At 66.5% G+C, this 25,963-nt stretch carries 27 protein-coding genes; 17 read left to right on the top strand and 10 right to left on the bottom strand.

Translation table 11 applies throughout. The features are described from left to right. Positions 1-42: 42 nt before the first annotated feature. The 4 genes from EYE42_RS09745 to EYE42_RS09730 all read left to right on the top strand — a co-directional run bounded on the left by EYE42_RS09745 (position 43) and on the right by EYE42_RS09730 (position 4,612). Complete coding sequence (locus tag EYE42_RS09745) at positions 43-1,575, top strand: sugar ABC transporter ATP-binding protein (RefSeq protein WP_130991131.1); 1,533 nt, start codon at positions 43-45, stop codon at positions 1,573-1,575. Next, positions 1,523-2,515 (top strand): ABC transporter permease, encoded by a 993-nt coding sequence (locus EYE42_RS09740; protein ID WP_246020692.1) that lies wholly within the window; start codon positions 1,523-1,525, stop codon positions 2,513-2,515. Before EYE42_RS09745 ends, EYE42_RS09740 begins: the two co-directional genes overlap by 53 nt. Before the next feature lie 100 nt (positions 2,516-2,615). Further along, positions 2,616-3,572, top strand: a complete 957-nt coding sequence (locus EYE42_RS09735) for a beta-keto acid cleavage family enzyme (protein WP_165455758.1) — start codon at positions 2,616-2,618, stop codon at positions 3,570-3,572. A gap of 125 nt (positions 3,573-3,697) precedes the next feature. Further along, positions 3,698-4,612 (top strand): alpha/beta fold hydrolase, encoded by a 915-nt coding sequence (locus EYE42_RS09730; RefSeq protein WP_130991129.1) that lies wholly within the window; start codon positions 3,698-3,700, stop codon positions 4,610-4,612. 278 nt (positions 4,613-4,890) lie between these two features. On the opposite strand, the gene EYE42_RS09725 is transcribed toward EYE42_RS09730, so the two are convergent. The 3 genes from EYE42_RS09725 to EYE42_RS09715 form a co-directional block, all read right to left on the bottom strand. Beyond that, the gene (locus EYE42_RS09725; RefSeq protein WP_130991128.1) at positions 4,891-7,980 is read right to left on the bottom strand and encodes a valine--tRNA ligase; all 3,090 of its coding nucleotides are present in this window, start codon (positions 7,978-7,980) and stop codon (positions 4,891-4,893) included. A gap of 72 nt (positions 7,981-8,052) precedes the next feature. Beyond that, on the bottom strand, positions 8,053-8,694 hold the full coding sequence (locus EYE42_RS09720) for a glutathione S-transferase family protein (RefSeq protein WP_130991127.1): 642 nt from the start codon (positions 8,692-8,694) through the stop codon (positions 8,053-8,055). A 195-nt stretch (positions 8,695-8,889) separates the two neighbouring features. After that, on the bottom strand, positions 8,890-9,612 hold the full coding sequence (locus tag EYE42_RS09715; RefSeq protein WP_130991126.1) for a DUF1428 domain-containing protein: 723 nt from the start codon (positions 9,610-9,612) through the stop codon (positions 8,890-8,892). Between the two features lie 88 nt (positions 9,613-9,700). Between EYE42_RS09715 and EYE42_RS09710 the strand changes: the two genes are divergently transcribed. Further along, positions 9,701-10,336 (top strand): winged helix-turn-helix transcriptional regulator, encoded by a 636-nt coding sequence (locus EYE42_RS09710; RefSeq protein ID WP_130991125.1) that lies wholly within the window; start codon positions 9,701-9,703, stop codon positions 10,334-10,336. Here the strand turns inward: EYE42_RS09710 and EYE42_RS09705 are convergent. Then, positions 10,333-10,764, bottom strand: a complete 432-nt coding sequence (locus tag EYE42_RS09705; RefSeq protein WP_130991124.1) for an Lrp/AsnC family transcriptional regulator — start codon at positions 10,762-10,764, stop codon at positions 10,333-10,335. The two genes, EYE42_RS09710 and EYE42_RS09705, sit on opposite strands and share 4 nt — an antisense overlap. A 170-nt stretch (positions 10,765-10,934) precedes the next feature. Between EYE42_RS09705 and EYE42_RS09700 the strand changes: the two genes are divergently transcribed. After that, positions 10,935-12,089 (top strand): type III PLP-dependent enzyme, encoded by a 1,155-nt coding sequence (locus EYE42_RS09700; protein WP_130991123.1) that lies wholly within the window; start codon positions 10,935-10,937, stop codon positions 12,087-12,089. A gap of 58 nt (positions 12,090-12,147) precedes the next feature. Here EYE42_RS09700 and metF read toward each other — a convergent pair whose 3' ends face one another. Next, complete coding sequence (gene metF, locus EYE42_RS09695) at positions 12,148-13,020, bottom strand: methylenetetrahydrofolate reductase [NAD(P)H] (protein ID WP_130991122.1); 873 nt, start codon at positions 13,018-13,020, stop codon at positions 12,148-12,150. An 89-nt stretch (positions 13,021-13,109) separates the two neighbouring features. Between metF and EYE42_RS09690 the strand changes: the two genes are divergently transcribed. The 4 genes from EYE42_RS09690 (at position 13,110) to EYE42_RS09675 (ending at position 16,464) form a co-directional block, all read left to right on the top strand. Then, complete coding sequence (locus EYE42_RS09690; protein WP_130991121.1) at positions 13,110-14,024, top strand: LysR family transcriptional regulator; 915 nt, start codon at positions 13,110-13,112, stop codon at positions 14,022-14,024. 82 nt (positions 14,025-14,106) lie between these two features. Then, positions 14,107-14,895 carry an inositol monophosphatase family protein gene (locus tag EYE42_RS09685; RefSeq protein WP_130991120.1) on the top strand — a complete coding sequence of 263 codons (789 nt, stop codon included), beginning with the start codon at positions 14,107-14,109 and terminating at the stop codon, positions 14,893-14,895. 76 nt (positions 14,896-14,971) lie between these two features. Continuing rightward, the gene (locus EYE42_RS09680) at positions 14,972-15,997 is read left to right on the top strand and encodes a DMT family transporter (protein WP_246020690.1); all 1,026 of its coding nucleotides are present in this window, start codon (positions 14,972-14,974) and stop codon (positions 15,995-15,997) included. A 59-nt stretch (positions 15,998-16,056) separates the two neighbouring features. Continuing rightward, on the top strand, positions 16,057-16,464 hold the full coding sequence (locus tag EYE42_RS09675) for a hypothetical protein (protein WP_130991119.1): 408 nt from the start codon (positions 16,057-16,059) through the stop codon (positions 16,462-16,464). 3 nt (positions 16,465-16,467) lie between these two features. Here EYE42_RS09675 and EYE42_RS09670 read toward each other — a convergent pair whose 3' ends face one another. Continuing rightward, on the bottom strand, positions 16,468-18,549 hold the full coding sequence (locus EYE42_RS09670) for a lytic transglycosylase domain-containing protein (protein WP_130991118.1): 2,082 nt from the start codon (positions 18,547-18,549) through the stop codon (positions 16,468-16,470). Positions 18,550-18,655: 106 nt separating this feature from the next. Between EYE42_RS09670 and dapA the strand changes: the two genes are divergently transcribed. After that, a complete protein-coding gene (gene dapA, locus EYE42_RS09665) occupies positions 18,656-19,531 on the top strand; it encodes a 4-hydroxy-tetrahydrodipicolinate synthase (protein ID WP_130991117.1) in 876 nt (291 codons plus the stop codon). A 117-nt stretch (positions 19,532-19,648) separates the two neighbouring features. Beyond that, a complete protein-coding gene (locus EYE42_RS15990; RefSeq protein ID WP_165455757.1) occupies positions 19,649-19,822 on the top strand; it encodes a hypothetical protein in 174 nt (57 codons plus the stop codon). Between the two features lie 22 nt (positions 19,823-19,844). Here the strand turns inward: EYE42_RS15990 and EYE42_RS09660 are convergent, their stop codons facing one another. Next, positions 19,845-20,444: an HNH endonuclease gene (locus tag EYE42_RS09660; protein ID WP_130991116.1), complete on the bottom strand. Its 600-nt coding sequence runs from the start codon at positions 20,442-20,444 to the stop codon at positions 19,845-19,847. A gap of 186 nt (positions 20,445-20,630) precedes the next feature. On the opposite strand from EYE42_RS09660, the gene EYE42_RS09655 reads away from it, so the two are divergent. After that, entirely contained in the window at positions 20,631-21,056 is a 426-nt protein-coding gene (locus EYE42_RS09655; protein WP_130991115.1) for a VOC family protein, read from the top strand. Between the two features lie 60 nt (positions 21,057-21,116). Here the strand turns inward: EYE42_RS09655 and EYE42_RS09650 are convergent, their stop codons facing one another. From EYE42_RS09650 to EYE42_RS09640, 3 genes are all read right to left on the bottom strand, one after another. Further along, positions 21,117-21,770, bottom strand: coding sequence for an alpha/beta hydrolase (locus tag EYE42_RS09650; RefSeq protein WP_130991114.1), 654 nt, complete (start codon positions 21,768-21,770; stop codon positions 21,117-21,119). After that, a complete protein-coding gene (locus EYE42_RS09645; RefSeq protein ID WP_130991199.1) occupies positions 21,767-22,351 on the bottom strand; it encodes a DNA-3-methyladenine glycosylase family protein in 585 nt (194 codons plus the stop codon). The genes EYE42_RS09650 and EYE42_RS09645 overlap by 4 nt, the downstream gene beginning before the upstream one ends. Before the next feature lie 67 nt (positions 22,352-22,418). Continuing rightward, positions 22,419-23,045: a GntR family transcriptional regulator gene (locus EYE42_RS09640; protein WP_130991198.1), complete on the bottom strand. Its 627-nt coding sequence runs from the start codon at positions 23,043-23,045 to the stop codon at positions 22,419-22,421. Between the two features lie 66 nt (positions 23,046-23,111). Here EYE42_RS09640 and EYE42_RS09635 point away from each other — a divergent pair, with 66 nt between their 5' ends. The 4 genes from EYE42_RS09635 (at position 23,112) to EYE42_RS09620 (ending at position 25,915) form a co-directional block, all read left to right on the top strand. Next, the gene (locus tag EYE42_RS09635) at positions 23,112-23,804 is read left to right on the top strand and encodes a pyrimidine 5'-nucleotidase (RefSeq protein ID WP_130991113.1); all 693 of its coding nucleotides are present in this window, start codon (positions 23,112-23,114) and stop codon (positions 23,802-23,804) included. Positions 23,805-23,855: 51 nt separating this feature from the next. Then, the gene (locus tag EYE42_RS09630; RefSeq protein WP_130991112.1) at positions 23,856-24,041 is read left to right on the top strand and encodes a hypothetical protein; all 186 of its coding nucleotides are present in this window, start codon (positions 23,856-23,858) and stop codon (positions 24,039-24,041) included. Positions 24,042-24,123: 82 nt separating this feature from the next. Continuing rightward, positions 24,124-25,320, top strand: coding sequence for a UbiH/UbiF family hydroxylase (locus tag EYE42_RS09625; protein ID WP_130991111.1), 1,197 nt, complete (start codon positions 24,124-24,126; stop codon positions 25,318-25,320). A 64-nt stretch (positions 25,321-25,384) separates the two neighbouring features. Then, positions 25,385-25,915, top strand: a complete 531-nt coding sequence (locus EYE42_RS09620) for a pyridoxamine 5'-phosphate oxidase family protein (protein ID WP_130991110.1) — start codon at positions 25,385-25,387, stop codon at positions 25,913-25,915. Positions 25,916-25,963: the final 48 nt, after the last annotated feature.

Below are 25,963 nucleotides of genomic sequence, written 5' to 3'. Positions count from 1 at the left end.
CCCGGAACCACGGATCATCGAACGCCGGCGGGAGGCAGGGCAATGAGCGACGAACACCCCATCCTTGAAATGCGCGATATCGAAAAGTCCTTCGGGGCGATCTCGGTACTGAAAAAGGTCGATTTCACCCTGCAGCGCGGCGAGGTTCATGCGCTGATGGGGGGCAATGGCGCCGGCAAATCGACGCTGATGAAGATCCTGACGGGTGTTTACAGCATGGATGCGGGGACCATCGCGGTCGAGGGCCAGCCGATCCGGCTGCATGACGCCAACGACGCCAAGCGTGCCGGGATCGCCATGATCTATCAGGAATTCAGCCTGATCCCGACGCTGACGGTGGGCCAGAACATCCTGCTGAACCATGAACCGCGCGCCGGCTCGCTGTTTCTGAACGACCGTGCCGCGAACCGTCTGGCACGCTCCATCCTCGAAGATCTTGGCGAGGATCTGAATCCCAACACGCTGGTCTCGGATCTCAGCGCAGGGATGATGCAGATGGTCGAGATCGCCAAGGCGCTGTCGCAGAAAGCCAAGATTCTGGTCATGGACGAACCCACGGCCTCGCTGTCGGAACACGAGACCGAGACGCTGTTCAAGATCATCCGCAAGCTCAAGGCCGCGGGGATCTCGATCGTCTATATCTCGCATCGGATGGCCGAGATCTTCGAGCTGTGCGATCGCGTAACGGTGATGCGCGACGGCCAGATCCGCATGACCGAACCTTGTGCGAACCTGACCATTCCGCAATTGGTCGAAACCATGCTGGGCGCGTCATCCGCGTCCGAATTCACCTGGCACGACCGTCACAAGGAATTCCACGGAGAACCGCTGGTCAAGGTCCGCGGCCTGGCGATGCCCCCGCGGGTGGTCGATGTCAGCTTCGACATCCACCCCGGCGAAATTGTCGGCCTTGCGGGCCTGATGGGCAGCGGGCGCACCGAGATCGCCGAGGCGATCTTCGGCCGCCGCACCCCCGCGGCAGGCGAAATCCTGATCGACGGCAAGCCGGTGAGCGATCAGAAACATGCCATCGATTCTGGCATCGCCATGGTCCCCGAGGATCGTCGCCGCATGGGCCTGGTGCTGGACCATTCGGTCCAGAGCAACATGATGGCGCCGAACCTCGACCGGTTCTCGAACGGCATCTTCGTGTCGGACACCAATGCCTCAGGCGTCATCGAAAGGCTGATCGGCCGCTTTGGCATCAAGACATCCAGCCCGGCGAAGGCCGCGCGGCTGCTGTCCGGGGGGAACCAGCAGAAGATCGTGATCAGCAAATGGCTGATCCGCAATCCCAGGCTGCTGATCCTGGACGAACCAACGATCGGCGTCGATATCGGCGCCAAGGGAGAGATCACCGCCCAGATCCGCGAACTGGCCGATGCCGGTACCGCGATCCTGCTGATCTCGTCGGAACTGGAGGAGTTGCTGGCCGTCAGCGACCGTATGCTCATCCTGCACGAAGGGCGGATCGTTCAGAACATTCAAAGAAGGGACATCACGTCCGAGGAGGAGCTTCACCATGCAGTCCAAGGCCATCTCATCGCCCAAGCCGATCCCGTCCATGCGGCCTAGCATGGGCAGCAGCTTGGGCTTCATCCAGGATTACAGCGTCTATTTCTTCTTTGCCGCGGTCCTGATCTTTTTTGCCGTCACTATCGGCGATCAGGGCTTTCTGACCGTCAACAACTTCTTCAACATCGCCCGCACCACGGCGATGATCTCGATCGTCTCGTTCGCGATGACATTCGTGATCGCCTCGGGTGAACTGGACCTGTCGGTGGGATCGGTCTGCGCGCTTTCGGCCCTGACCTGTGGTCTGGCCATCCAGGGCGGCTATGATTGGTATGTTGCGGCGTCCTTCGGCCTGTTGTCGGGCTTGGCGATCGGTCTGGCGAACGGGCTGCTGGTGACCAAGATCGGCATTCCGTCCTTTCTGGTGACGCTGGGCATGATGCAGTTGATCCGCGGCGTGGACATGCGCGTGACCTATACCAACCCGGTGGCCATTCCCGATCCGACCTTCAACAGCCTGTTCGGCGCGGGCAAGCTGTTTGGCATCCCGTCGCTGATCATCTGGTCGGTATTGCTGGCCGTGGTGGGGCACGTGGTGCTGCGTTATACCACCTTTGGACGGCGCGTGCTGGCCACCGGCGGCAACCGGCTGTCGGCGGACTATTCGGGCATCAACACCAGCCGCATCAAGCTCTATACCTTCATGCTGTCGGGCCTGGCCGCCGCGCTGGCGGGGCTGCTCTACTCGGGCATGATGCAGACCGCGCGCTACAATTTCGGCGAGGGCATGGAACTGGCGGCCATCGCGGCGGTAATTTTGGGCGGCACCAGCCTGTTCGGCGGGAAGGCCAGCATCATCGGCACCTTCGCCGGCGCGCTGATGATCGGCACCATCAACAACGGGCTGATCATCATGGGGCTGGATGTCAGCGAACAGATGATGGTCGCCGGCGGCATCATCATCCTGGCCGTGGCCTTCGCCCGCAAGCCCTCTCACTGACACCAAGACACGGCAGGCCCTGTTCTGGCCAAGCCCCGCGCGGGGCCTGCCCCCTGACGACCCAAGACAAGCCAAGATCATGACGGAGGAGACAGACATCATGGCAACATCTCTTGACAAATATGCCGACCGCAAGCCCGGCTGGGACACGCCGCTGATCGTGGAATCGCACCTGAACGGCGAACGCACCAAGGAGATGAACCCCAATACGCCGCGCACCTACGAAGAGGTCATCGAGGACGCGATCCGCTGCTGGGACGCCGGGGCCTGCGCGATCCACACGCACAACACCGACTTCAACCTGAAGGGGGAGGCGGCCGCCAAGGACTATCATCCCGTCTACGACGAGGTGCTGCGCCAGCGGCCCGACCTGACATGGTATCCGACCACCTGCAACCGCGAGTTGCTGACCGAGGACGAGTTCGGCACCGAGCACAGCGGGTTCCTGCACAAGACCCACAACGTCAACATCTCTTGCATCGATACCGGCATCAACCTTTTCGCGTTCGACGTGAACGAAAAGGGCCACATCGAGGGCCGGGAATACGGCTGGAACTACAAGCAGGTGGCCGGCCAGGTCGATCAGGCGCTGGCCAACAAGATGAGCATCATCTGGGGCGTCTACGAGCCCGGCCAACTGCGCCTCGCCATGCACTACATCAACCGCGGCATGTCCACTCCGGGCTCTTTCGTCGACTTCTACCTGATCGGGCCCTACGCGCTGACTTCGACCAAGGCGATCGGCACCTCCGGCATGGAGCCCACGCGCGAGAGCCTCTACTACTATCTCGACATGATGGAGCAGCTGAACCAGACCGGAAAGACGCCGAACTGGTGCATCTCGATCTGGGGCGAGGGCGACCGCGACACCCGCGACGTCATCAAGCGCACCATCGAACTGGGCGGCCACGTCAAGACGGGCCTGGAGCTGTTCTACGATCCCGCGCGCAACCCGACCAACCTCGAGCTGCTGCAAGAGGTGCAGGCGATCGCGCGCGAAGTCGGCCGCCCGCTGGCCACCCAGCAGGAAGCCCGCGAAATCTACGGCATCGCCTGAGCGGCGCGGCGTCCGCCCTTGCGCGGGCGCCCGCTTTCCAGAACATTCGGGAACGGCCCCGGTCCTGTTCGGGGGCCGCGACCACAGGGGCGGCCCGCGGCGTCCGCCATGCAGGAGGAGGAATCATGCCAGAAATCTACGACCACGAGGGAAATCCCGTCCGCCACGGCCGCGCACGCGTCAACGGCATCCGGATGCACTATGTCACCGCCGGACAGGGCGAGCCGCTGCTGCTGCTGCACGGCACGCCCAAGACGCATTACTACTGGTACAAGCTGATCCCCCTGCTGACGGCCCATTTCACGGTCGTGGCCCCCGACCTGCGCGGGTTTGGCGACACCGACAAGCCGCCCGCAGAGGAAGGCTACGATTCCCTGACCAACGCGCGCGACATGGCCGAACTGATGACCCACCTGGGTCATGAAACCTTCCACCTGCACGGCGAGGATCGCGGGGCCGAATTCGCCTATGCCCTGGCCGCGACCGAGCGCGACCGCGTCAAAACCCTGTCCTTCTGCGAAATGCTGCTGTCTGGAGAAGGGCTGGAGGAGTGGTCGAACTTCACCCCCGAGAACATCTCGGCCCAGTTCCGCCAGCAGGGCGTCTGGGTCTGGCACATCCCGTTCTTCTACATCCCGCACCTGCCCGAGATGCTGATACAGGGCCGCGAACGCGAGTTCTGGGAATTCTGGATCAAGGCCGAAACCTGGAACCCCACCGCCATCACCGACGAGGCGATCAGCGAATGGATCGCCCGTCTGTCGGCGCCGGGCGGATTGCGCGGCTGCCTGGAGACCTATCGCGCCGGCCTCAAGAACGCCCGCATCAACCAGGATCTGAAAAAGACCAGGCTGACCCTGCCGATCATGACCGTTGGCGCACCCGAGTTCTTCGGTCCCCTGGTCGAGGACCAGATGAAGCGCGTCTCGAACGGCGTCGCACGCTCGGCAGTGTTCGAGGAATGCGGCCATAGCCTGGCGCTTGAGGCGGAAGTCCGTCTGGCGGACATGCTGCGCGAGTTCATGCAGCCTGCACGCTAGGGTGCAAGTCCCTGAGTGACCCCTGATCGTTTGGTCCTGGGGTCGGGGAATTCACCGTCCCGATCGGTGGCCGCCTTTCCATGGATGGCTTGTGAGGGCCTTCGCGTCCCTTCGGGAACAACCAAATGCCTTTTGAGGCAATGGTTGTCCCGAAGCGGCAGCGCCGGAATGGCAGTCCTTGAGAGGTGGGCATTCCCGTCTGTTGCGCCATGCCGAGGCATCGCTCCCGGACAAAGGAGCGCTTCCTGTTTTGCCGACTGCAACGACGCGGCCGCGGATCACATCGCCGCCAGTTGCGCCAGGGCCGCCTTCAACCGGGCGATGTCGTCGTCCAAGGCGGCCAGTTTGTCGCGGGTTTCCTCGATCACCTCGGGTTCGGCGTTTTCCACGAACTTCGGATTGCCCAGCCGCCTGCGCAGCCCGTCGGCGTCCTTTTCAGATTTCGCAACGGCCTTTTGCAGCCGCGCAGTTTCCGCGACCGCGTCGATCACGTCGCCGATGGGCAGGGCAAAGCTGGCCCCGGTGACGGCCACCGCAATCATGCCCCGGCCTGCCGCGCCGTCCACCGGCGCGTTGACGCGCGCCAGCCGTTCGATCAGCGGGGCGTTGGCGGTCAGGGCCGTGCGGGCGGTCGCGTCGGCCTCGGTCACAATCAGATCCAGCTTTGCCCCTGCGGGGACGCCCATCTGGGCGCGGGCGGACCGGATGGCCTCGATCAGCGCGATGACCCAGTTCATCTGGCGATCCGCCTCGGGGTCGATCAACTCGGCCCCATAGTCAGGCCAGTCGCCATGGACCAGCATCTTGTCACGGTCACCGGTCAGGCGCCACAATTCCTCGGTCACGAAGGGCATGACCGGGTGCAGCAGCAGATAGCACTGATCCAGCACCCAGCCCATCGTGGCGCGGGTCTCGTCGGCATGGTCGCCGTCGAACAGCGGCTTGGCGAATTCGACATACCAGTCGCAGACCTTGCCCCAGATGAAGGCATAGAGCCCGTTCGCCGCGTCGTTGAAGCGATAAGATGACAGCGCCTCGTCGGTGGCCATGCGAATCCGCGCGACCTCTCCGATGATCCAGCGGTTCACGGTATGGCCGGGTTGGGGCAGGGGGCCGCCGCCACGCACGCCGTTCATTTCCGCGAACCGGCTGGCATTCCAGATCTTGGTGACGAAGTTGCGCGCGCCCTCGACATGCTTCGGACCCAGCCTTGGGTCGCGGCCCATTGCGGCCATCCCGGTCAGCGTCATGCGCAGCGCGTCGGCCCCGTATTCGTCGATCAGCGACAGCGGGTCGATGACGTTGCCTTTCGACTTGGACATCTTGGCGCCCTTTTCGTCGCGCACAAGGCCGTGGACATAGACGGTGCGGAACGGCACGTCGCCCGCCACCTCCAACTGCATCATCATCATCCGGGCCACCCAGAAGAAGATGATGTCGAAGCCGGTGACCAGCACGTCCGACGGGAAATACTTGCGCAGTTCCGGCGTATCCTCGGGCCAGCCGAGCGTGCCGAGGGGCCACAGGCCGGAGGAGAACCAGGTGTCCAGGACGTCGGGGTCGCGCCAGACCGGATAGACCAGCTTGGTGGGATCCTCGGTCAGGTTGTATTCGGCCAGTCCCTGCGCAAAGATATCGACGGCGGCTTCGCGGTCGGCCACCTCGACGATGCGGGCGATCTCCAGCGGCTGAGGCAGGCCCGCGATAGAATCGCGAAACTGCTCGGCTACCTCGGCAAAGCTGGCGGCGGCGCGGTGCAGTTCGTCGCGGTGGACAAGGCCCTCCTCCAACAGGGCGAAGATTTCAACCTCGTCCAGGGCGCCATCATGGTCATCTTCGACTTGGCCCTCTGGCGACAGATCGAGACCATACCAGACCGGGATCTGGTGCCCCCACCAAAGCTGGCGGCTGATGGTCCACGGCTCGATGTTCTCCAGCCAGTTGAAATACACCTTCCTGTGCTGCTCGGGCAGGATCTCGGTGCGGCCCGACCGCACGGCCTCCAGCGCCGGGCCGACGATGCGCTTGGTATCCACGAACCACTGGTCGGTCAGCATCGGCTCGATCACCACGCCGGACCGGTCGCCGAAGGGCTGCATGATCGGCTTGGCATCGACCAGCGGGCGTCGTTCCAGATGCTCGGCCCCAGTATCCTCGTCGATTTCCTTGTGCAGGTATGTCACCGCCAGTCGCTCGGCATTGATCTGGTCGATCACCCGCCTGCGCGCCTCGAGCCGGTCCAGCCCGCGCAGATCCTCGGGAACCAGGTTCACGTTCGACACGTCGCCCACATCCTCGCCCTTTGCTGCGCGGGTGGCGATGGCGGCGGACTCGGGATAGGACAGCCCGTCGCTGCGCATCGCCCCTTTTGTGTCCATCAGCGAATAGAGCGGGATGCCATTGCGCAGGGCCACGCCATAGTCGTTGAAGTCATGCGCGCCGGTGATCTTGACCGCGCCCGACCCGAAGGTCGGATCGGGGTATTCGTCGGTGATGATCGGGATCAGGCGGCGGTGTTCCCGTGGCCCCACCGGGATTTCGCACAGCTTGCCGACGATGGGGGCATAGCGCGCATCATCCGGGTGGACTGCCACCGCGCCGTCGCCCAGCATGGTTTCGGGCCGGGTGGTGGCGATGCTGATATAGTCGCGCGTCTCGCGCAGCGTGACGTTGCCGTCGGCGTCCCGTTCCACGTATTCATACGTCTCGCCCCCGGCCAGCGGGTACTTGAAGTGCCACATGTGGCCCGGAACCTCGCGGTTCTCGACCTCGAGATCGCTGATCGCGGTCTCGAAATGCGGATCCCAGTTCACCAGCCGCTTGCCGCGATAGATGATCCCCTTGTTGTACAGATCCACGAACACCCGGATCACCGCGTCATGGAAATTCCCCTCCTCGCCCGCAGGCGCACCGGGGGCGCCCGACATGGTGAAGGCGTTGCGCGACCAGTCGCAGGACGCGCCAAGGCGCTTCAACTGGTTGATGATGGTGTCGCCGGATTCCTGTTTCCATCGCCAGATTTCAGCGGTGAAATCCTTGCGCGACCAGTCGCGGCGCGGCGGCTTGCCCTCGGACGCCAGCTTGCGTTCCACCACCATCTGCGTGGCGATGCCCGCGTGGTCCTGTCCGGGCTGCCACAGCGTGTCGAAGCCGCGCATCCGGTGCCAGCGGACCAGGATGTCCTGCAAGGTGTTGTTGAAGGCATGGCCGATATGCAGGCTGCCGGTGACGTTCGGGGGCGGGATCATGACCGTAAAGGTTTCCGCGCGCCGGGCATTGGCCCCGGCGGCGAATGCGTTCGATTCTTCCCAGGCCGCGCTGATCCGCGCCTCGGCGGCCTTGGCGTCAAAGCTTTTGTCCATGCTCATGTCGGCAGATCCCCTTCGCTTGGGAACGGGATTAGCGAAAGCGGGGGCAAAGGCCAAGGGACAGGCGGTGGCTTATCCCGCGGCCATGCGCGCGTCTGCCGCCCGCCAATGCGCCATGTGATCGGCCAGGGCCTTGCGAAAGGCCGGACGGTCGGTGGCACGCTCGACATAGGCGGCAAGCGCGTGTAGGTCGTCCAGAAAGCCGTTCTGGGCCGGAATGCGCAGGATATCCGCCATCATCAGGTCGGCGACGGTAAAGCGGTCGCCGGTCAGCCAGGGCTGATCCCCCAGGGCTGCCTGCACCTGCGCAAGCCGCTGGTGCAGCCGGGGTTCCTGCCGCGCGGCCCCGGCCTCGTCCTTGTCAAAGAACCGGGCCAGAACCCAGGCCATGCTGAACGGCTCGACGCTGTTCAGGGCCGCAATCAGCCATTGCTGGACAATCGGGCGCTGCGCGGCGGGGATCAGGTCGCTGCCCTCGGCCAGATACAGCAGGATCGCGCCCGATTCGAACAGCGTCAGGTCGCCGTCGCGAAGAAAGGGAACCTGGTGGAAGGGCTGGCTGTCCAGATGCCCGGCGGACTTGTCGCGCAGCGGCACGGTTTCCACGGAATAGGGCCGCCCCAGTTCCTCGAGCAGCCAGCGCACGCGGATGTCGCGCACGAAACCGCGCGGAAATTCGGGAACCCAGTCATAGGTGGTCAGGACGGGGGTCATGGCGTCTCCTCCAGAGTGCCAAGCAGGGCGATGCCGGTGCCCTGCGGATCGGTCGCGATCAGGATATGGGAATTGCCGGTCACCGGTGAAGACCCATGGGGGATGACGCCCCGATTCCCGGATGCGCCCGGCGGCATCGCCTGTCGCGGGTGCGATCCAGACCGGTTGTCCCTGATGGGGTGTCCTGGCAGCACCCTAAGGGGTCTTGCTGTCAAAGACGGGCGCAAAGCCGCCCCAGAACATGCGCATTCCGTCAAAGGGCATGGCGGGCATGTCCATGCCGGCCATCTCGGCCTCCATCCTGCGGCCGGCCTCGTCGCAGGTCGCGCGGTCGGGCCATTCGATCCAGGAAAACAGCGGCACTTCGTCTTGCTCGGCCTGGGTCGCGCGATAGAAGTCGGTCTGTTTGCCATGGGGCACGTCCACGCCCCAGCATTCCATCTGGCAGGTGGCGCCCATGCGGGTGAACATGTCTGTCGCGCTGCGGGCCATGTCGATATAGGCCTGTTTCCTGTCTTTCGGCGCGGCCAGCACGAAGCCCTGGACATAGCGGCCGGGCTGGCTGTCGCCGACCGTGACGATGGGTTCGAAGCCGCCCCAGAACATGCGGGCGCCGTCAAAGGGCAATTCCGGCATCCGAGGCAGATCCGGATCGCTGTCCATGCCGGCCCAGGCCGCATCACAGGTTTCGCGGTCGGGCCATTCGATCCACGAGAACAACGGCACCTCGCCCTCCTCGGCTTGGGTCGCGCGATAGAAATCGGTCTGCTTTCCGGGCTTTACGTCCATACCCCAGCATTCGACCATGCGCAGGGCACCGCGTTTCTGGAACCAGGGCCATCCGGCCCTGGCATGGGCGATGAACGCATCCTTGTTGGCAGCCGGAACAGCCGCCACGAAACCGAAAATATAGGTCATGAGCCCTCTCTTTTGCGGCGGCATGGTGGCCCGCATGCGACTCAGCCTGCCCATTGTGGTATGAAAAAGCAACTGATAATGCTTCGCCATGACAGAGCCACGCCAGAGCCCGCGCATCCGCTATGACGAAGGGTGCCTTGCCGCCCATGCGCTGAACGTCGTCGGCGACCGCTGGGCGCTGCTGGTGGCGCGCGAACTGATGCTGACGCCCAAGCGATTCCAGGCGATCCGCCGCGGGCTGCCCGGCGTCACGGCGGCGGTGCTGACCCAGCGGCTGGGGCAACTGGCCGAGGCGGGCGTGGTGGCGCAGGGTGCCGGCCTGTATGCGCTGACCGATTCCGGGCGCGGCCTGATGCCGGTGTTGCAGGCCATGTGCCGGTGGGGGGCGCTGCATCCAGGCCACGACCCGCGCCGTTTCATCAGCCCCACGGCGCTGATCATTTCCATGACGGCCATGATCCGGCCCACGCCGGCGCACGCGGTTGCAGGGCTCGTCATGGGCGACGAGGCCTTCACGCTGCACCTGACAGGCGACGGCATTCTGCGGCCTCGGGCCGGGGCCGATCCAACGGCCGGTTTCGTTCTGTCGGGAAACGGCAATGACTTGGCGCGGGCCGTCTATGGTCCGGCGCCGCTATCCGATCTGGCGCGGAACGGCACCATCGGCCTGACGGGCGATGCCGCTGCGGCGCAGGATTTCGTGGACCTGTTCGGCCTGCGCTAGACCGACCGGTCCAGCTTGGTGGACAGATGGATCAGGCTTTCGGACGACCGGATGCCGTCGATGGCGCCGATGCGGTCCAGGGCCTCGTCCAGTTCCGCCGTCGATCCGCTGACGATCTGCACCAGCAGGTCGATCCGCCCGCTGGTGGTATGGATGCGCTCGACGGGGGTCATGGCCTTCAGGCGCGACAGGATGGCCGGCTGGCTGCGCGGCTCGATCGCCAGCAGCACCGTGGCGCGGATGCGGCCCAGCCGGGCCGCCTCGCCCAGGCGCAGGGTATATCCGGCGATGGCGCCCGACGTTTCCAGCCGTTCCAGCCGCGCCTGAAGGGTGGACCGCGCCACCTTCAGCCGCCGCGCCAGCACCGCGATGGACATGCGGGCGTCCTGCGATAGCAGCGCCACGATGTTGCGATCCAGATCATCCATCACCATCACCCACGGATTTCGTCAAACCGACATGAATTTCGTCATAATGATCGGCATAACATGCGATTCTGGTCTTTTCATCGGTGAAACTGAAACCCAAAAGCGCCATTCTGGATTAAAGGGCCTTGACCCTATGTCCGCCTGACCGAACCCGCGAAAGGAACCCTTCAATGGGGACACACAAGACCGTCTGGGACAATCCGGCCGAGATCGTCCGCCATCTTCAGCCCGACCACCCGGTGATGGCCTTTGCGCCCACGGTGTTGCAGGATCGGGCGCGGCAGTTCCTCGACGGCTTTCCGGGCCTTGTCACCTATGCCGTGAAATCGAACCCCGACGAGGCCGTGATCCAGAACCTGGTCACCGCCGGCATCAAGGGATTCGACGTGGCATCCCCGTTCGAGATCGACCTGATCGGACGCCTGGCCCCCCGTGCCGCACGCCATTACCACAACCCGGTCCGGTCACGCCGGGAAATCGCCCATGGCGTGCGCGAAGGCATTCTGGCCTGGTCCGTGGACAGCCGCAGCGAACTGGACAAGCTGTTCGAACAGGTGCCGGCCCATGTCCAAGGGCAGGGGGTCGAGATCTCGCCCCGCTTCAAGCTGCCGGTTCTGGGCGCGGCCTATGACTTCGGGTCGAAATTCGGCGCGACGCCGGAACTGGCGGCAGAGTTGCTGCGGCTGGTGGCGGAACGCGGCTATGTCGCCTCGCTGACCTTCCATCCGGGCACGCAATGCACCGACCCGATCGCCTGGGAAAGCTATATCCGCGTCGCCAAGGACATCTGCGACATGGCCGGCGTCCGGGCACAGCGGCTGAACGTGGGCGGCGGATTTCCCTCGCACCGCGTGGTGGGGGTCGAGCCTGACCTGACATCCATCTTTGCCGAGATCGGCGATACCGTAACCGAATGCTTTGGCGACGATGCCCCCGCGCTGGTCTGCGAACCGGGCCGGGGCCTCTGCGCGGACGCCTATGCGCTGATCACCCGGGTCAAGGGCGTGCGCGACGGAACCAACATCTTCCTGAACGATGGCGTTTATGGCGGCTTGGCGGAATTGCCGATCATCGGCAACATCGACCGGATCGAGGTTCTGACACCCCAGGGCAAGCCCCGCACCGGCGAACGCAGCGGCCGCGTCATCTTTGGCCCGACCTGCGATTCGGTGGACCGCCTTCCCGGCGAAATGGGCCTGCCCGATGACACAGACGAAGACGATTATGTCATCTTTCATGGCGCGGGCGCCTATTCGGTCGTGACCAATACCCGCTTCAACGGCTTTGGGGCCATGACCCGCGCCACGGTGATGGGCTTCGAATAGGGGACCCTCATTTTTGTCTGGCCGGTTTCGGGGGCCGGGGGGAAACGTGGCCCCGGCCTTACGCCACCGCCCCCAGATCGCGCACCGGCTGAACCCCAAGGGCCGAACAGACCGCCAGCGTCAGGTCGGGCCGGTTCAGCGTATAGAAATGCAGCCGGTCCACGCCGCCGTCCATCAGGCGATGGCACAAGTCGATGCAGACTCGCAAGGACAACGCCCGCTCGGCCTCCGGGCCTTCGGCAGCAGCCTTTGAGAACGCCTCATCGGCCCAGGCTGGCACACTTGTTCCGCAGGTCGCGGCGAACCGCCTGGCCCCCGCCCAGCCCTGGATCGGCAGGATGCCGGGAATGATCGGCGCCCTGATCCCTGCGGCTGCGCATTTGTCGCGGAACCGGAAAAACGTGTCCGCATCGAAGAAGAACTGCGTGATCGCGCTGGTCGCGCCCGCGTCGATCTTGCGCTTCAGCCAGGCCACGTCGGCATCCGTGCCAGGGCTGTCGGGATGGGGTTCGGGATAGGCGCCGGCGCGGATGGTCATGTCGCCGCGCGCGGCGATCGCCTGGATCAGTTCGACCGTGTTGGCAAAGCCTTCGGGATGGGGCGCGAACCGGTCCTGCCCCTTGGGCGCGTCGCCGCGCAGGGCCACGATCTGCCGGATCCCGGCATCGGCATAGGCCTGGACGATCTCCATCGTCTCGGCCCGCGTGGCCTCCACGCAGGTCAGGTGAGCCGCCACCGGGACGCCGTAGTGGCGGTTGATGGTTGTCACCGCCTCGTGGGTCAGCTTGCGGGTTGTCCCGCCCGCGCCATAGGTGACGGACACGAAATCAGGGTCCAGAGGCGCCAGGGCCCGCGCAGTTTCCCACAGCCGAAAGGACGCATCCAGCGTCTTGGGCGGAAAGAACTCGAAGCTGACGGTCGGGCGGGACATGGCGGTTCCTTTTCTTTCGGTGCTTGTGCCATGGCCTGCGGCGTGAGACAAATTCATAATCCTCAAGATCAACATGAGCCTGTTTCACCATGCATCTGGAACTGCGCCACCTGCGCACCGTCCACGCGATCCACGAACAGGGCGGCCTTGCCCGCGCGGCCGAGGTTCTGAACATCACCCAGTCCGCGCTGTCCCATCAGGTCAAGGCGCTCGAGGAACAGGCCGGAGTCGATCTGTTCGTGCGCCGTGCCAAGCCCCTGCGCCTGTCCCCCGCGGGAATGCGCCTGTTGCGGCTGGCCGAACAGGTCCTGCCGCTGGTCGCCGCCACCGAGGCCGAGTTCAAGGGTGTCGAGGCGGGCCGGATCGGGCGGCTGCACATTGCCATGGAATGCCACGCCTGTTTCGACTGGCTGCTGCCGGTGCTGGACATCTTTCGCCGCACCTGGCCCGAGGTGGACCTGGACATCCGCCAGCGGCTTGCCTTTGGCGCCTTGCCGGCCCTGGCCCGGCAAGAGGTCGATCTGGTGATCTCCTCGGACCCCGAGGAGATGGCGGGCATCGCCTATCAGCCGCTGTTCGACTATTCGCCCACGCTGGTGGTGCCTGCCGGTCATCCGCTGGTCGCCAAGGGTTATGCCGACCCGCCTGATCTGGCCGGGGAAACCCTGATCACCTATCCCATGGACCGCGCCCGGCTGGACGTGTTCAGCCAGTTCCTGACCCCGGCGGGCATCGAACCCGCCCAGAGCCGCACGGTCGAACTGACCGCCGTGGCGCTGATGCTGGTGGCGTCGGGGCGCGGGGTCGCGGTGATGCCCGACTGGGTGCTGCGCCGCGAAGCCGCCAATGCGGAAATCGCCATGCTGCCGCTGACGCGCGGCGGGATCATCCGCCGCCTCTATGCCGCCGTGCGCCAGGACGACCTGAACCAGCCCTACATGGCGCATGTCCTGCGCCTGGCGCGGACCGAGCCGTTGCGGATGCTGCGGGAGGCGGCGGCGTGACGCCCTGACGCTTCACATTTCCGCCGCCTGCCCCTATGACGCCCGCCAACCCCCTGTCCGCCCCCCTGTCCCGGAGCATCCCATGGCAAGCGCCAATCTGAACGTCATGATCAAGGCCGCCCGCAAGGCCGGGCGCAGCCTTGTCAAGGATTTCCGCGAGGTCGAGAACCTTCAGGTCAGCGTCAAGGGCGCGGGCGATTTTGTCACCAAGGCCGACCAGGAGGCCGAACGGATCATCAAGGACGAACTGCGCGGGGCGCGTCCCCATTATGGCTGGCTGGGCGAGGAAACCGGAGAGGACGCGGGCGAGGATCCGACCCGCCGCTGGATCGTCGATCCGCTGGACGGCACCACCAATTTCCTGCACGGCCTGCCGCACTGGGCGGTCAGCATCGCGCTGGAACACAAGGGCGAAATCGTCGCCGCCGTCATCTTCGATGCGGCCAAGGACGAACTGTTCGTGGCCGAAAAGGGCGGCGGGGCCTTCATGAACGACCAGCGGATGCGGGTGTCGGGGCGCCGGAGGCTGGATGAATCGCTGTTTGCCACGGGCATCCCCTTTGCCGGGCGCGGCCCTCTGCCTGCGGCCCTGCAGGATCTGGCCCGGCTGATGCCACTGACGGCAGGGGTGCGGCGGATGGGGTCGGCCGCGCTGGATTTGGCCTATGTCGCGGCGGGCCGGTATGACGGATACTGGGAACGCGGCAACAAGCCCTGGGACGTGGCCGCCGGCATCCTGATGGTGCGCGAGGCGGGCGGCTTCGTGGAGGGCATCCGCGAGGGCGACGACCCGCTGGAATCGGGCCGCCTGATCGCCGCCAACACCCAGGTTTTCGAACCGCTGGCCAAGATCATCCGAACCCGCGATTGAGGCAACGGAAAGAGGTATCCCCGGCTTGCCGGATACGCAGGGCCGGGCTGGCTTGACCTTGCGGCGGGACCGGCGCATGGCGAAGCGGACCGGGGGACGCGCCATGCCAGACGATCAGAACAGCCCACCCTATGCCGCTTCGGCCGCGGCGGCCTCTGCGCCCCCGCCCCTTCCGCCGGTCGAAAAGGGGGCCAGGCCGGACCGGACGGGACTGGGGATCGTCCTGATGTGCGCGACCTGTCTGATCTTTGGCTGGCAGGATGCGTTTTCGCGCGTGCTGGGGGCGGAATATCCCCCGGTCCTGGTGGTGATGATCCGCTATTGGGTCTTTGCGCTTTTCGTCATCGCCATGGTGTCGCGCCAGCCGGGCGGGCTGAAGCGAGCGATCCGCACCCGGCGGCCCAGGACACAAATCCTGCGCGGGGCGATTCTGGTGATCGAGACCACCCTGATGGTCGAGGCGTTCGTGCGCCTGGGCCTGGTCGGCACCCATGCCATTTTCACCGCCTATCCCCTGCTGGTGGCGGCCCTGTCCGGCCCGATCCTGGGCGAACGGGTCGGCTGGCGCCGCTGGACCGCGATCGCGGTGGGATTCGTCGGCATCCTGATCATTCTTCAGCCCGGTCGCACGGACCTGAACCTGGGCGCCGTTCTGGCCTTTGTCTGCGCCCTGCTTTTTGCGATCTATGGGCTTCTGACGCGTCATGTGTCGCGCGACGACCCCGCACAGGTCAGCTTTTTCTGGACCGGCATTGCCGGGGCGGTCACGGTGACGATCCTTGGCATCCGGCAATGGGAATGGCTGGCGCCCGCCGACTGGATCTGGATGGGATTGCTGTGCGTCTGCGGAATCCTCTCCCATTACCTCTTGATCCGCGCCTATGAAGTGGCCGAAGCCTCGGCCCTGCAACCCTTTGCCTATACCCAGTTGGCCTGGGTCAGCCTTATCGGCGTGCTGGTCTTTGGCGAGGTTCTGCAACCCCATGTGGTGATCGGCACGGGCATTGTGGTTGCTGCGGGTCTGTTCACCCTGTGGCGGGCGCGGGTGGGCCCTGCGGGCCTGCAACCCACCGGCAAGGCCGCGCCGAAGACACGATCGTGATGCGGCCTTTCGGCAGGTCGCGCGTTATGCGGCCAGACGCTGTCATCACAGGAGCAGTCATGAAAGTCTCTTTCGCATCAACGGCGGCGGCAGTGTTGATCGCCGCGCTGTGCGCAGGCCCTGCATCGGCCGATCCGGGGCGCGGCGGCGGTCAGGGCAACGGCAAGGCCAAGGGGCATGGCGCAGAGGCGCGCCAGGTCGTGGGCTGTCCGCCCGGCCTCGCCAAGAAAAATCCGCCTTGCGTTCCGCCGGGCCAGGCCCGCAAGCAAGAGGTCCGCTATGGGACGCGCGTCGGCGACGTTCTGCGGGTCGGCGATTACATCGTCATTTCCGATCCGCGCCGCTATGACCTCGATCCCCGGTCCGGCTGGCAGTATTACCGGGACGACAACCGGATTTATCGGGTGGACAGCGACACGCGCCGGGTTCTGGCGGTTCTGAACCTGATCGACGCTTTTACAAACTGACGGTCAGTTCACGGATGCCGGACCCGCCGGTCCTGCCTCGACCGCCACCGGCGGCTGCCAATCTTGCGGCAGCCGCGGCCCGATGAACGGCTTTTCGACCGGCCGCGCCGACAGCGCCAGGGTCAGGCGGGCGACAGGGGGCGGCATCAGCCCGCCGCCCGTCAGATCCCAGGTCGGCACGATCGGGGCGGGCTTGCCAAGAAGGCGGGCGCGATAGACGGGCATCGCCTCGGTCACGCGCATCACATAGTTGCGGGTTTCGTCAAAGGGGATCAGTTCGACCCATTCGACCGGGTCCATCCCCTGGCGCAGGTCGCCGAAATCGCGCAGCCAACGCGCCGGGCGCCCGGGCCCCGCGTTATAGCCCGAGGCGATCAGCGCCGTCGAGGCCCCGAACCGGTCGCGCAAGCCCGCCAGATAGGCCGCGCCCAGCCTGGCGTTATAGGCGCCGTCCCCCGTCAGCCGCCCCAGGTCGAAGGGTTCGCGGATCTGGCGGGCCATCTGCCTTGCGGTGTCGGGCATGACCTGCATCAGCCCCCGCGCACCGACCGGACTTTGCGCCGCCGGATTGAATTCGGATTCCTGGCGCGCGATGGCCAGAACCAGTTCCGGCGGCACCCCCAGATCCCGATCCTGCAACCCGGTCAGCGGAAAATGCGCGGCAGGATGGATCAGCCCCTTGTCGGCAGCGCGTTTCGACAGGCGCAGGCTGTGCCAGACTGCCCCGGATTCAGCCATCAGGCGGGCCATGCGCAGCGTGTCCTGCGGATCGGCGCTTTCCGACAGGTGCAGAAAGAACCGCTGCGCCTCGTCCCGCCGCCCGGTGGCCAGCAGCCACAGCCCGGCCTGGAACACGGTGCTGCCGCCCAGGGACGATCCGCGCCAGTCGGGCAGGGGGCCGGGCGCTGCATAGTCAACGGGCATGGGCGCGCCGATCCGTTCGGCGGCAAGCTGGCCGTAATAGGTTCCGGGCAGGGCCGCCGCCCGCGCAAAGGCCGCATTGGCCGTCGGCTCGCCCAGCGCGTCAAGCGCCCGGCCCTGCCAGTAAAGGGCGCGCGCCCGGCTGATCTGGCTGCCGACCACGGTTTCCAGATGCCGGAAATGCGCCAGCGCCCGGTCGGGGGCGTCATTCTTCAGCGCCGCAAAGCCAGCGAGCCATTCGAGATCGGCGTAATGGCGGTTGTCGGGCGGCAGGAAATGCGGCCGCGCCAGGGCCTCGGCCCGCACCCAGTCGCCCCCCCGCATTGCCAGACGCGCATAATCGACCCGCATCGCCGCCCACAGGGCGGGATCGCGCAAACCCGCGGCGCTGGTCGAGGCTTCCAGCATCAGCGTCTGCGCGCCCTCGTGCTGCTTGGCGCGGACCCGCCACAGGAACCGGTCCATGGTCAGACCGGGATCGGCGCGAACCGCATCGGGCAGGGCCTGGATCAGGTCGTCCACCCCCGCCTGTCCGGCCTGCAACGCCAGGCGCGCGGCCAGCAGGGGGCGATCGGGTTCCGGCAGGCGGGGCAACAGCCGTTCCGCCTGCGCCCAGTCCTGCCGGTCCAGCATGGCGGTTGCCCGTGCGGTCATCAGGGGCGACAGCTCGGCCTCGTGGGCGGCCAGAAATGCGGTTTCCTCGGTGGCGGTCAGGGGCACGGCGGTCCAGAACCGGGCACGTTCGGCACGGGCCGCGGCAGGGTCGAGCGTCGCAAGATAGGCGGTTTCGCCTGCCAGCGTCTCGGGCAGGCGGTCTGCGAACCATTCGCGGATGTCCTGCGGGGGCAGATCGGGGCTCAGCCGGGCATCGCCGCGTTCGCGCAGCAGGTCCAGTCCCGGCCAATCCCCACGGGCACGGACAAAGGCAATATAGTCGCCGATCTCGCCCTCGCCCGCGCGTAGGGCCTGCCAGGCCACCAGGGACTCGGCCATGGGGCCGGACCGCCGGGCCGCATCGCGCGCCGTCACCCAGTCACGGGCATCCGCCGCCGACAGGGCCAGGGCCATGGCGCCCGCGTCCTCGGCCCGCGCCGGGGTCCAAGGCATGACGGCAAAGGCAAGGGCCAGAAGCCCGGCGGCCAGCATGTCGCGCAGGTATCCCATCACCGTCCTGTGTCGCCGCCACATGCGCCCGACGCAATTCACAACCTTGGCAAGTCCGCCAACCCCCGCTAATCAGGCGCGCGATCAACCTTGCACGGAGCGTGTCATGTTCAAAGGGTCATTGCCCGCACTGGTCACGCCGTTCACCCCGGACGGCGAGCTGGATCTGGACACGCTGAGAAAGCTGGTGGACTGGCATATCGACCAGGGCAGCCACGGCCTGGTGCCGGTGGGCACCACGGGCGAAAGCCCGACGCTGACCCATGACGAACACCGCCTGGTGATCGAGGAGGTCGTGCGCACCGTGGATGGCCGCGTCCCGGTCATCGCGGGGGCCGGGTCGAATTCGACCCGCGAAGGCATCGGCCTGATCCGCCACGCGGCCGAGGTGGGGGCCGACGCCGCCCTGGTCGTGACGCCTTATTACAACAAGCCGACGCAGGCCGGTCTGATCGCCCATTACACGGCCCTGGCCGAGGCGTCCGACCTGCCCATCATCATCTATAACATCCCCGGCCGTTCGGTCGTGGACATGACGCCGGAAACCATGGGCGAACTGGCGAAGATCCCCTCGATCATCGGCGTCAAGGACGCCACCGGCAAGCTGGAGCGTGTCAGCCAGCAGCGCATCACCTGCGGCCCGGATTTCGTACAGCTTTCGGGCGAGGACGGGACCGCGCTTGGCTTCAACGCCCATGGCGGCGTGGGCTGCATCAGCGTGACCGCCAATGTCGCGCCGAAACTGTGCGCCGAATTCCAGAATGCAACGCTGGCCGGTGACTATGCCAGGGCGCTGGAATACCAGGATCGGCTGATGCCCCTGCACATCGCGATCTTTGTCGAACCGGGGCTGGTGGGCGCGAAATACGCCATGTCCCGGCTGGGCCTGTGCGATGAACGGGTGCGCCTGCCTCTTGTGCCGCTGACCGACCCGACCCGGCGCCTGATCGATGCGGCGCTGGATCATGCCGGGCTGATCTGACGCGGCCGCCCGGCCGCTGCGGCCCGGCGGCGTATCGCGCAAACATGCAGCGAATTGTCGCAACCGTCTTTTCAACCGGAACAGCCTGTCCCATATTGAGGGGGAGGAGACGTTGCCATGCCCCTGCCGCATTTTCTGGTTCTGATTGTTGCCGTGATCCTTGGTGCGGCGGTGACCTTGTGGGCCGCGTTTTCAGCGGATGCACCGGTCGTGGTGCTGGCCATGGTAACGCTTTCGGCAGCGGCGGCCCTGCATCTGGCACAGGACCGCAACCGCGATCACGACGCCTGACCGGATCGCTTGACCCGGATCGTCAGCTTTCCAGCTCGGCATCCCAATAAAGATAATCCATCCAACTGTCGTGCAGGTGATTCGGTGGAAACCGCCTGCCCGCCGCGTGCATTTCGTCGGGTGATGGCTGGCGCGGCTTGCGGCGCAGGCTCATACCGGAATGACGCAGGCTGCGATTGGCCTTGCGCAGGTTGCATGGCGAACAGGCGGCGACAACGTTGTCCCAACTGGTTACACCGCCACGGGACCGGGGCACGACATGGTCAAAGGTCAGGTCGCCCTTGGCCCCGCAATACTGGCAACAGAATTCGTCGCGCAGGAAAAGATTGAAGCGCGTAAAGGCTACGCGCTTCTGGGGTTTGACGTAATCTTTCAGAACAACGACCGAAGGCAGCCTGAACGCCTGCCGCTGACTTCGGACCACCGCATCGTATTCGGCGATGATGTCCACGCGGTCCAGGAAGGCGGCCTTGATCGCCTCTTGCCAGGGCCATAGCGACAGCGGGTAATAGGACAGCGGACGATAGTCGGCGTTCAGCACCAGGGCCGGGAAATGCCGCAGGCTCGCAGGCTCGCGCACGAACTGGGTCCGAAAATCCGTCTGATGTCGTTCGTCCAGCATGCCGCCTTCCCGCCTGCCCCCATGGGGTTGATCGGGGGCGCCCGTCAGTTTCATGAGGCCGACTATATATCGTGCCCGTCGTCTGGCAAGCCCCCGGATCTATCCGACCCGCAGTCCGACTAACCGGCTTTGGTGACACGGCCATGACGGTTGCGTCCTTCCTTTGCAACGGGCAGGCTGGCTTGCATGACCGACCGAATGCCCCCTGTGCTCGGCACGCTGGAATCGGCGCTTTATGCCGACGATCTGGATGCGGCGCTGGGCTTCTGGCGCGACGTGATGGGGCTGACCCCTTTGCAGGCCGTGCCGGGCCGGCATGTGTTCTTTCGCGTGTCCCGGTCGCAGGTGCTTCTGGTCTTCAACCCTGCCGCAGCCTCGCGGCCGCCCGCGCCGGGCACGAGGCTGCCCGTCCCGCCCCACGGGGCGCGCGGGCCGGGGCATTTCTGCCTTGCCGTCGCCGCCGACCTGCTGGATGCCTGGCGCGGCCACCTGACGGCGCAAGGCATCCCCATCGAGGCCGATTTCCGCTGGCCCAACGGCGCCCGGTCGATCTATGTCCGCGATCCGGCAGGCAATTCGATCGAACTGGCCGATCCGGCGATCTGGGACTGAGGGTTTATCCGCCCTGGTGCGGACAGTCCGCAGCGTCCGGGCGCGCGAAGCCCCTGGCCTTCATTTCCCCAACCGGTCCTTGATGAAACTCAGCGCGACCGACAGACCGTCGGGCGAAATCCCGTGGCCGGTGCCCTTCATCACATGGCCGAAGACGTCGAAACCCGCCTTTTCCAGCGCTTCGCCCGCCACCTGCATGTCCTGAAACGGCACCATCGGGTCCTGATCGCCATGCAGCAGCAGGACGGGCGGCTTGACGCGCGCCTCGGCCGCCAACAGGTCGGGGACCAGCAGGCGCCCTGAAAAGCCGACGATTCCCGCGACCGCCGCCTTGCGGCGCGGCAGGACATGCAGCGCCATCATCGTGCCCTGGGAAAAGCCCACAACGACCATGCGGTCAGGGGTCAGCCCTTCGTCGGCCAGCACCCTGTCCAGCCAGTTGTCCAGCAGGCCCACGGACCGGGCCATCGATTCGCGGGCCTGCGCTTCGGTCGATCCGTCCAGCCAGGGGATCGGAAACCACTGATAGCCGAACGGGTTGTTGACGCTGCGTTCCGGCGCGTCGGGGGCGTGAAAGGCCACGCCCGGCAGATGCGGCGACAGCGGATCGGCCAGGCCCAAAAGGTCGGCCCCGTCGGCGCCGTAGCCGTGCAGGAACACCACGACCGCATCGGCGCTGGACGGTCCCTTGCGGGCGGATTTCAGACCGGTCATCGCACTCCCTCGCGGTTCTTGGCCAGCCGGTAATAGGCCCACAACCCCCGGGCCGCAACCGCGCGCCAGGGCCGCCAGGGCTCGGCCATCTGCCGCAGGGCGGCGGGGCCGGGGCGGGCGTCCAGCCCGTACATCATCCGCGCGGCCTCTTGCAGGGCCAGATCGCCGGCGGCGAACACGTCCGCCCGTCCCAGTGCGAATTTCAGATATATCTCGGCCGTCCAGACGCCGATGCCGGGCAGGGCCACCAGGGTCGCGATGGCCTGGTCGTCGGGCAGGGCGCGCAGCCCGTCCCAGTCCAGTCCGGCGGCGGCGATCCCCCGCAGATAGCGCGCCTTGGACCGCGACAGACCGACCGCCCGCAAGACATCCTCGTCGGCCGCGGCAATCGCCTGGGGCGTCAGCAATCCCGCCGCCTCCATCCGCGCCCAGATCGCCCCGGCAGCGGCGACCGAGATCTGCTGGCCGACGATGGCGCTGGCGATGGCCTCGAACCCGTCGGGGCGCCGTCGCAGGGGCAGGGGGCCGATCTCGGGGGCCATGCGCGCCCAGACCGGGCAGGCCGCGACCAGATGGGCCATCCCCTCGGCCAAGTCGGCTTCGGTTTCGATGATGCGCGGCCCATGACGGGGAAGGTGGCGGGGGGCCTCAGTCACGGTCCACCGCCGCGTCCAGCTTCAGCCGCGTTTCCCAGGCCATCGAGATGTGCTGGCGCAGCGCGCGGTCGGCTGCCGTGCCGTCGCCCGCCGCAATGGCGTCCACGATGCGCTTGTGTTCGGCCAGCGCCGTTTCGCCCCGCCCTTCGGCCGCCAGGGATGTCCGCGCCATCAGCGCCATGCTGCGATGGACCAGATCAAGCTGCTGCACCAGATAGCGGTTGTGCGATGCCAGGTGGATCTGGTGGTGGAACCGCTTGTTGGCGCGCGCCAGGGCCTCGGGGTCATGGACCGCGCGCTGGTCGTCTGACACCATCTGCGCCAGGACGCGCACCTCCTCGGGGGTGGCATGGCGGGCGGCCAGCCGCGCGGCCAGCGCCTCCAGCTCGGCGCGCACGGTGTAGAGTTCGGCCAACTGGTTGTGGTCCAGCGAGGCCACGATCAGGCTGCGCCCGTCGCGCACCAGCATGGCCTGGGTTTCCAGCCGTTGCAGCGCCTCGCGCACGGGGGTGCGGCTGACGCCGAAGCGTTCGGCCAGTTCCGATTCGACCAGCCGGTCGCCGGGGCGATAGGTGCCCGCCTCGATCGCGGCCATGATCAGCATGTATGCATCCTTCATGGGCGGCACGATTGGCCGGGCGGTGGCCGATTGCAAGCCTGCCCGTGCGGGTCTAGGCAGGCGGGCATGGACTTCGCGCATGTCGACACCTGGATCTTCGATCTGGACAACACCCTCTACCCGCCCGAGATGGCGCTGTTTCCGCAGATCGAAGCGCGCATGACCGATTACGTCATGCGCACCCTGGCGGTCGAACGCGACGCCGCCGACCGGATGCGGCGCGACTGGTGGGCGCGCCACGGCACCACGCTGGCGGGGCTGATGGCCGAACACGCCATCGACCCGGCGGCCTATCTGGTTGACGTGCACGACATCGACTTCGCGCCCCTTCTGCCCGCGCCGGATCTGGCCCAGGCCATCGCCGCCCTGCCGGGGCGCAAGCTGGTTCACACCAATGCCGACGCGGCCTATGCGGCCAAGGTGCTGCGGGCGCGGGGTCTGGGCACGGCCGATGCCGGCGTGCCCGCCCCGGTCTTCGAGGCGATCTACGGGATCGCCGAAACCCGTTTCCACCCCAAGCCTTCACCCGAAGCCTTTGCCTTGGTGATCGAGGCCGCCCGGATCGATCCCGCCCGTGCCGCTTTCTTCGAGGACGACCCCCGCAATCTGGCGGTTCCGCACGGTCTGGGGATGCGCACGATCCTGGTCGGGCCGGGGCGGCATGGGCCGGACGCGATGACGGGCGCGGCGCCGGCCCATGTCGATCACCACATTCACGACCTGACGGGGTTTCTGCGCCGGATTGCGCCCGGCGGATGAATGGGCCAGATTGTCGCCCGGACGCGCGCCCATTCTTTCGCAGGTTTTCCCATGACCCGGACCCATGACAAGGGCGACAATCGCCAGACCATCCTGATCCTTGCCGCCGTGCTGGTGGCGCTGGCGGCTGCGGCGCTGACCGTTCTGTTCTTTGGCCTGCCCATGCTGGGCATCATCGGGCTGGTCCTGACGGTGGCGGTGTTCGCCGTCATGCTGCTGTTCACCTCGGGCAATTGACGGCTGCGACAACGCGGCCTCTGGCCGGACGGCGCACCAGAGTCCATGATCCCCGCGATTGCGGGATTGGGGCGGGATGGCGATGACTGGCGATATCGAACCGATCGACATCTTGGTGTCAGGGGGCGGCATCGCCGGTTTGATCGCGGCGGCGGCCTTTGGCGCGCAGGGCTTTTCGACGCTGTGCGTCGATCCCGCCGTCCCCGTCACGGACGAGGGGGCCGAGGGCGCCGACCTGCGGACCACGGCGCTGTTGGTGCCATCGGTTGCGCTGCTGCGGCGCATCGGGCTGTGGGACCGGCTGCTGCCCCACGCCATGCCGCTGCAGGTGATGCGCGTCGTCGATGCGGGCGGGGCGCAGCCGGTGGCCCGGCTGATCCGCGATTTCGACGCGGCCGAACTGGGCGACCAGCCGTTCGGCTGGAACCTGCCCAACTGGCTGCTGCGGCGCGAGATCACGGCCCGGCTGGCCGAGATGGATCAGGTCCGCTTCCGGCCGGGCGTGGGGACCGACAGGGTTCTTGTGCGCGATTCGGGCGCGGTGGTGACGCTGACCGACGGGCACAGGGTCAGGGCGCGGCTGCTGGTGGGCGCCGACGGGCGCGATTCGCCTGTCCGTCAGGCCCTGGGCATCGGCGTGCGGCGGTTCCGTTACGGCCAGAAGGCGCTGGCCTTTGCGGTCACGCACGATCTGCCCCACAACAATGTATCGACCGAGGTGCATCGGACCGGCGGGCCGTTCACGCTGGTGCCGCTGCCCGACCGCGACGGCCGGCCCAGTTCCGCCGTGGTCTGGATGGAGGACGGCCGCGAGGTGACGCGGCTGGCCGCCCTGCCACGGGACGCCTTCGAGGTCGAACTGAACGCCCGCTCGGCCGGCATCCTGGGCCGGCTGTCACTGGCCACCCGGCTGACGCAATGGCCGATCATCAGCCAGATCGCCGACCGCTTTGCCGCCCCCCGCACCGCCCTGATGGCCGAGGCCGCCCATGTCGTGCCCCCCATCGGCGCGCAGGGCCTGAACATGAGCCTGGCGGATCTGTCGGCGCTGATCGACCTGACCGGCGACGATCCCGGCAATCCGGCGGGCCTGGCCGCCTATGACCGCACCCGCCGCCCCGAGGCCTATGCGCGCCTTCTGGGCATCGACGCGCTGAACCGCGCGAGCCAGGCCAGCATCCGCCCCCTGCGCGACCTGCGCGCCGCGGCGCTGGGCGGGCTTTACGGCATTTCCCCCGTGCGGCGCCTGATGATGCGGGCGGGACTGGGAATGCGCTGAGGGCCGGAACATCGCCCCCGCCCGCGCGTTCGCCCCGGCAAGGCCCAAGCGATCGGAGGAGCCCATGCCCGACCCTGATACGCCCGATTCCGATGTGCCCGATCGCGATGTGCCCGATCCCGATGTGATCGACCGCATCTGGACCATCGCCGACAAGCTGGATCCCTGCATGTTCATCACCACCGACGGCAACGGGCAGCGGGCGCGGCCCGTCTATGCCCGCGTGCGCCGCGATGAAGGGGCGATCTATGTCCTGACGGACATCCAGGGCTGCAAGCTGGACCACATCGATGCGAACCCCAATGTGACGCTGGCCTTTTCGGACGAGCGCGCCAATGATTACGTGGTGATCAACGGCACCGCGCAGGCCCGCCACGACCCCGACAAGGCCCGCGAGGTCTGGCGGTTCAGCGACGAGACGTTCTTCAGGTCGCCCGACAACCCCGACCTGCGGGTGATCACCGTCCGACCCGCCACGGCCGAATTGTGGGACGGCAGCAACCTGCTGATCTCGGGCGCCAAGATCCTGGCGGAACGGCTGGTCGGCGCCAGGACGCAGCTTGTCGAGAACATCAAGGTGGACCGGCTGGACTGACCGGACTTGAACAGCAGGCCGGACAGCCTATCCTAGGTGCCAGAGGAC

The sequence above is a fragment of the Paracoccus subflavus genome (assembly GCF_004310345.1).
Lineage (GTDB): Bacteria > Pseudomonadota > Alphaproteobacteria > Rhodobacterales > Rhodobacteraceae > Paracoccus > Paracoccus subflavus.
This window is presented reverse-complemented; position numbering and strand designations above follow the sequence as displayed.

Excerpts from the sequence above, each read along its gene's own strand:
- metF (WP_130991122.1), bottom strand. The coding sequence starts at position 13,020 with ATGTCCCGCCCGACCGTCAGCTTCGAGTTCTTTCCGCCCAAGACGCTG.
- EYE42_RS09715 (WP_130991126.1), bottom strand. The coding sequence starts at position 9,612 with ATGACCTATATTTTCGGTTTCGTGGCGGCTGTTCCGGCTGCCAACAAG.
- EYE42_RS09685 (WP_130991120.1), top strand. The coding sequence starts at position 14,107 with ATGGCAAGCGCCAATCTGAACGTCATGATCAAGGCCGCCCGCAAGGCC.
- EYE42_RS09620 (WP_130991110.1), top strand. The coding sequence starts at position 25,385 with ATGCCCGACCCTGATACGCCCGATTCCGATGTGCCCGATCGCGATGTG.
- EYE42_RS09650 (WP_130991114.1), bottom strand. The coding sequence starts at position 21,770 with ATGACCGGTCTGAAATCCGCCCGCAAGGGACCGTCCAGCGCCGATGCG.
- EYE42_RS09680 (WP_246020690.1), top strand. The coding sequence starts at position 14,972 with ATGGCGAAGCGGACCGGGGGACGCGCCATGCCAGACGATCAGAACAGC.
- EYE42_RS09635 (WP_130991113.1), top strand. The coding sequence starts at position 23,112 with ATGGACTTCGCGCATGTCGACACCTGGATCTTCGATCTGGACAACACC.
- EYE42_RS09700 (WP_130991123.1), top strand. The coding sequence starts at position 10,935 with ATGGGGACACACAAGACCGTCTGGGACAATCCGGCCGAGATCGTCCGC.
- EYE42_RS09630 (WP_130991112.1), top strand. The coding sequence starts at position 23,856 with ATGACCCGGACCCATGACAAGGGCGACAATCGCCAGACCATCCTGATC.
- EYE42_RS09720 (WP_130991127.1), bottom strand. The coding sequence starts at position 8,694 with ATGACCCCCGTCCTGACCACCTATGACTGGGTTCCCGAATTTCCGCGC.
- EYE42_RS09705 (WP_130991124.1), bottom strand. The coding sequence starts at position 10,764 with ATGGATGATCTGGATCGCAACATCGTGGCGCTGCTATCGCAGGACGCC.
- EYE42_RS09655 (WP_130991115.1), top strand. The coding sequence starts at position 20,631 with ATGACCGACCGAATGCCCCCTGTGCTCGGCACGCTGGAATCGGCGCTT.
- EYE42_RS09740 (WP_246020692.1), top strand. The coding sequence starts at position 1,523 with ATGCAGTCCAAGGCCATCTCATCGCCCAAGCCGATCCCGTCCATGCGG.
- EYE42_RS09625 (WP_130991111.1), top strand. The coding sequence starts at position 24,124 with ATGACTGGCGATATCGAACCGATCGACATCTTGGTGTCAGGGGGCGGC.
- EYE42_RS09730 (WP_130991129.1), top strand. The coding sequence starts at position 3,698 with ATGCCAGAAATCTACGACCACGAGGGAAATCCCGTCCGCCACGGCCGC.
- EYE42_RS15990 (WP_165455757.1), top strand. The coding sequence starts at position 19,649 with ATGCCCCTGCCGCATTTTCTGGTTCTGATTGTTGCCGTGATCCTTGGT.
- EYE42_RS09690 (WP_130991121.1), top strand. The coding sequence starts at position 13,110 with ATGCATCTGGAACTGCGCCACCTGCGCACCGTCCACGCGATCCACGAA.
- EYE42_RS09675 (WP_130991119.1), top strand. The coding sequence starts at position 16,057 with ATGAAAGTCTCTTTCGCATCAACGGCGGCGGCAGTGTTGATCGCCGCG.
- EYE42_RS09745 (WP_130991131.1), top strand. The coding sequence starts at position 43 with ATGAGCGACGAACACCCCATCCTTGAAATGCGCGATATCGAAAAGTCC.
- EYE42_RS09660 (WP_130991116.1), bottom strand. The coding sequence starts at position 20,444 with ATGCTGGACGAACGACATCAGACGGATTTTCGGACCCAGTTCGTGCGC.
- dapA (WP_130991117.1), top strand. The coding sequence starts at position 18,656 with ATGTTCAAAGGGTCATTGCCCGCACTGGTCACGCCGTTCACCCCGGAC.
- EYE42_RS09735 (WP_165455758.1), top strand. The coding sequence starts at position 2,616 with ATGGCAACATCTCTTGACAAATATGCCGACCGCAAGCCCGGCTGGGAC.
- EYE42_RS09640 (WP_130991198.1), bottom strand. The coding sequence starts at position 23,045 with ATGAAGGATGCATACATGCTGATCATGGCCGCGATCGAGGCGGGCACC.
- EYE42_RS09710 (WP_130991125.1), top strand. The coding sequence starts at position 9,701 with ATGACAGAGCCACGCCAGAGCCCGCGCATCCGCTATGACGAAGGGTGC.
- EYE42_RS09670 (WP_130991118.1), bottom strand. The coding sequence starts at position 18,549 with ATGGGATACCTGCGCGACATGCTGGCCGCCGGGCTTCTGGCCCTTGCC.
- EYE42_RS09725 (WP_130991128.1), bottom strand. The coding sequence starts at position 7,980 with ATGAGCATGGACAAAAGCTTTGACGCCAAGGCCGCCGAGGCGCGGATC.
- EYE42_RS09645 (WP_130991199.1), bottom strand. The coding sequence starts at position 22,351 with ATGGCCCATCTGGTCGCGGCCTGCCCGGTCTGGGCGCGCATGGCCCCC.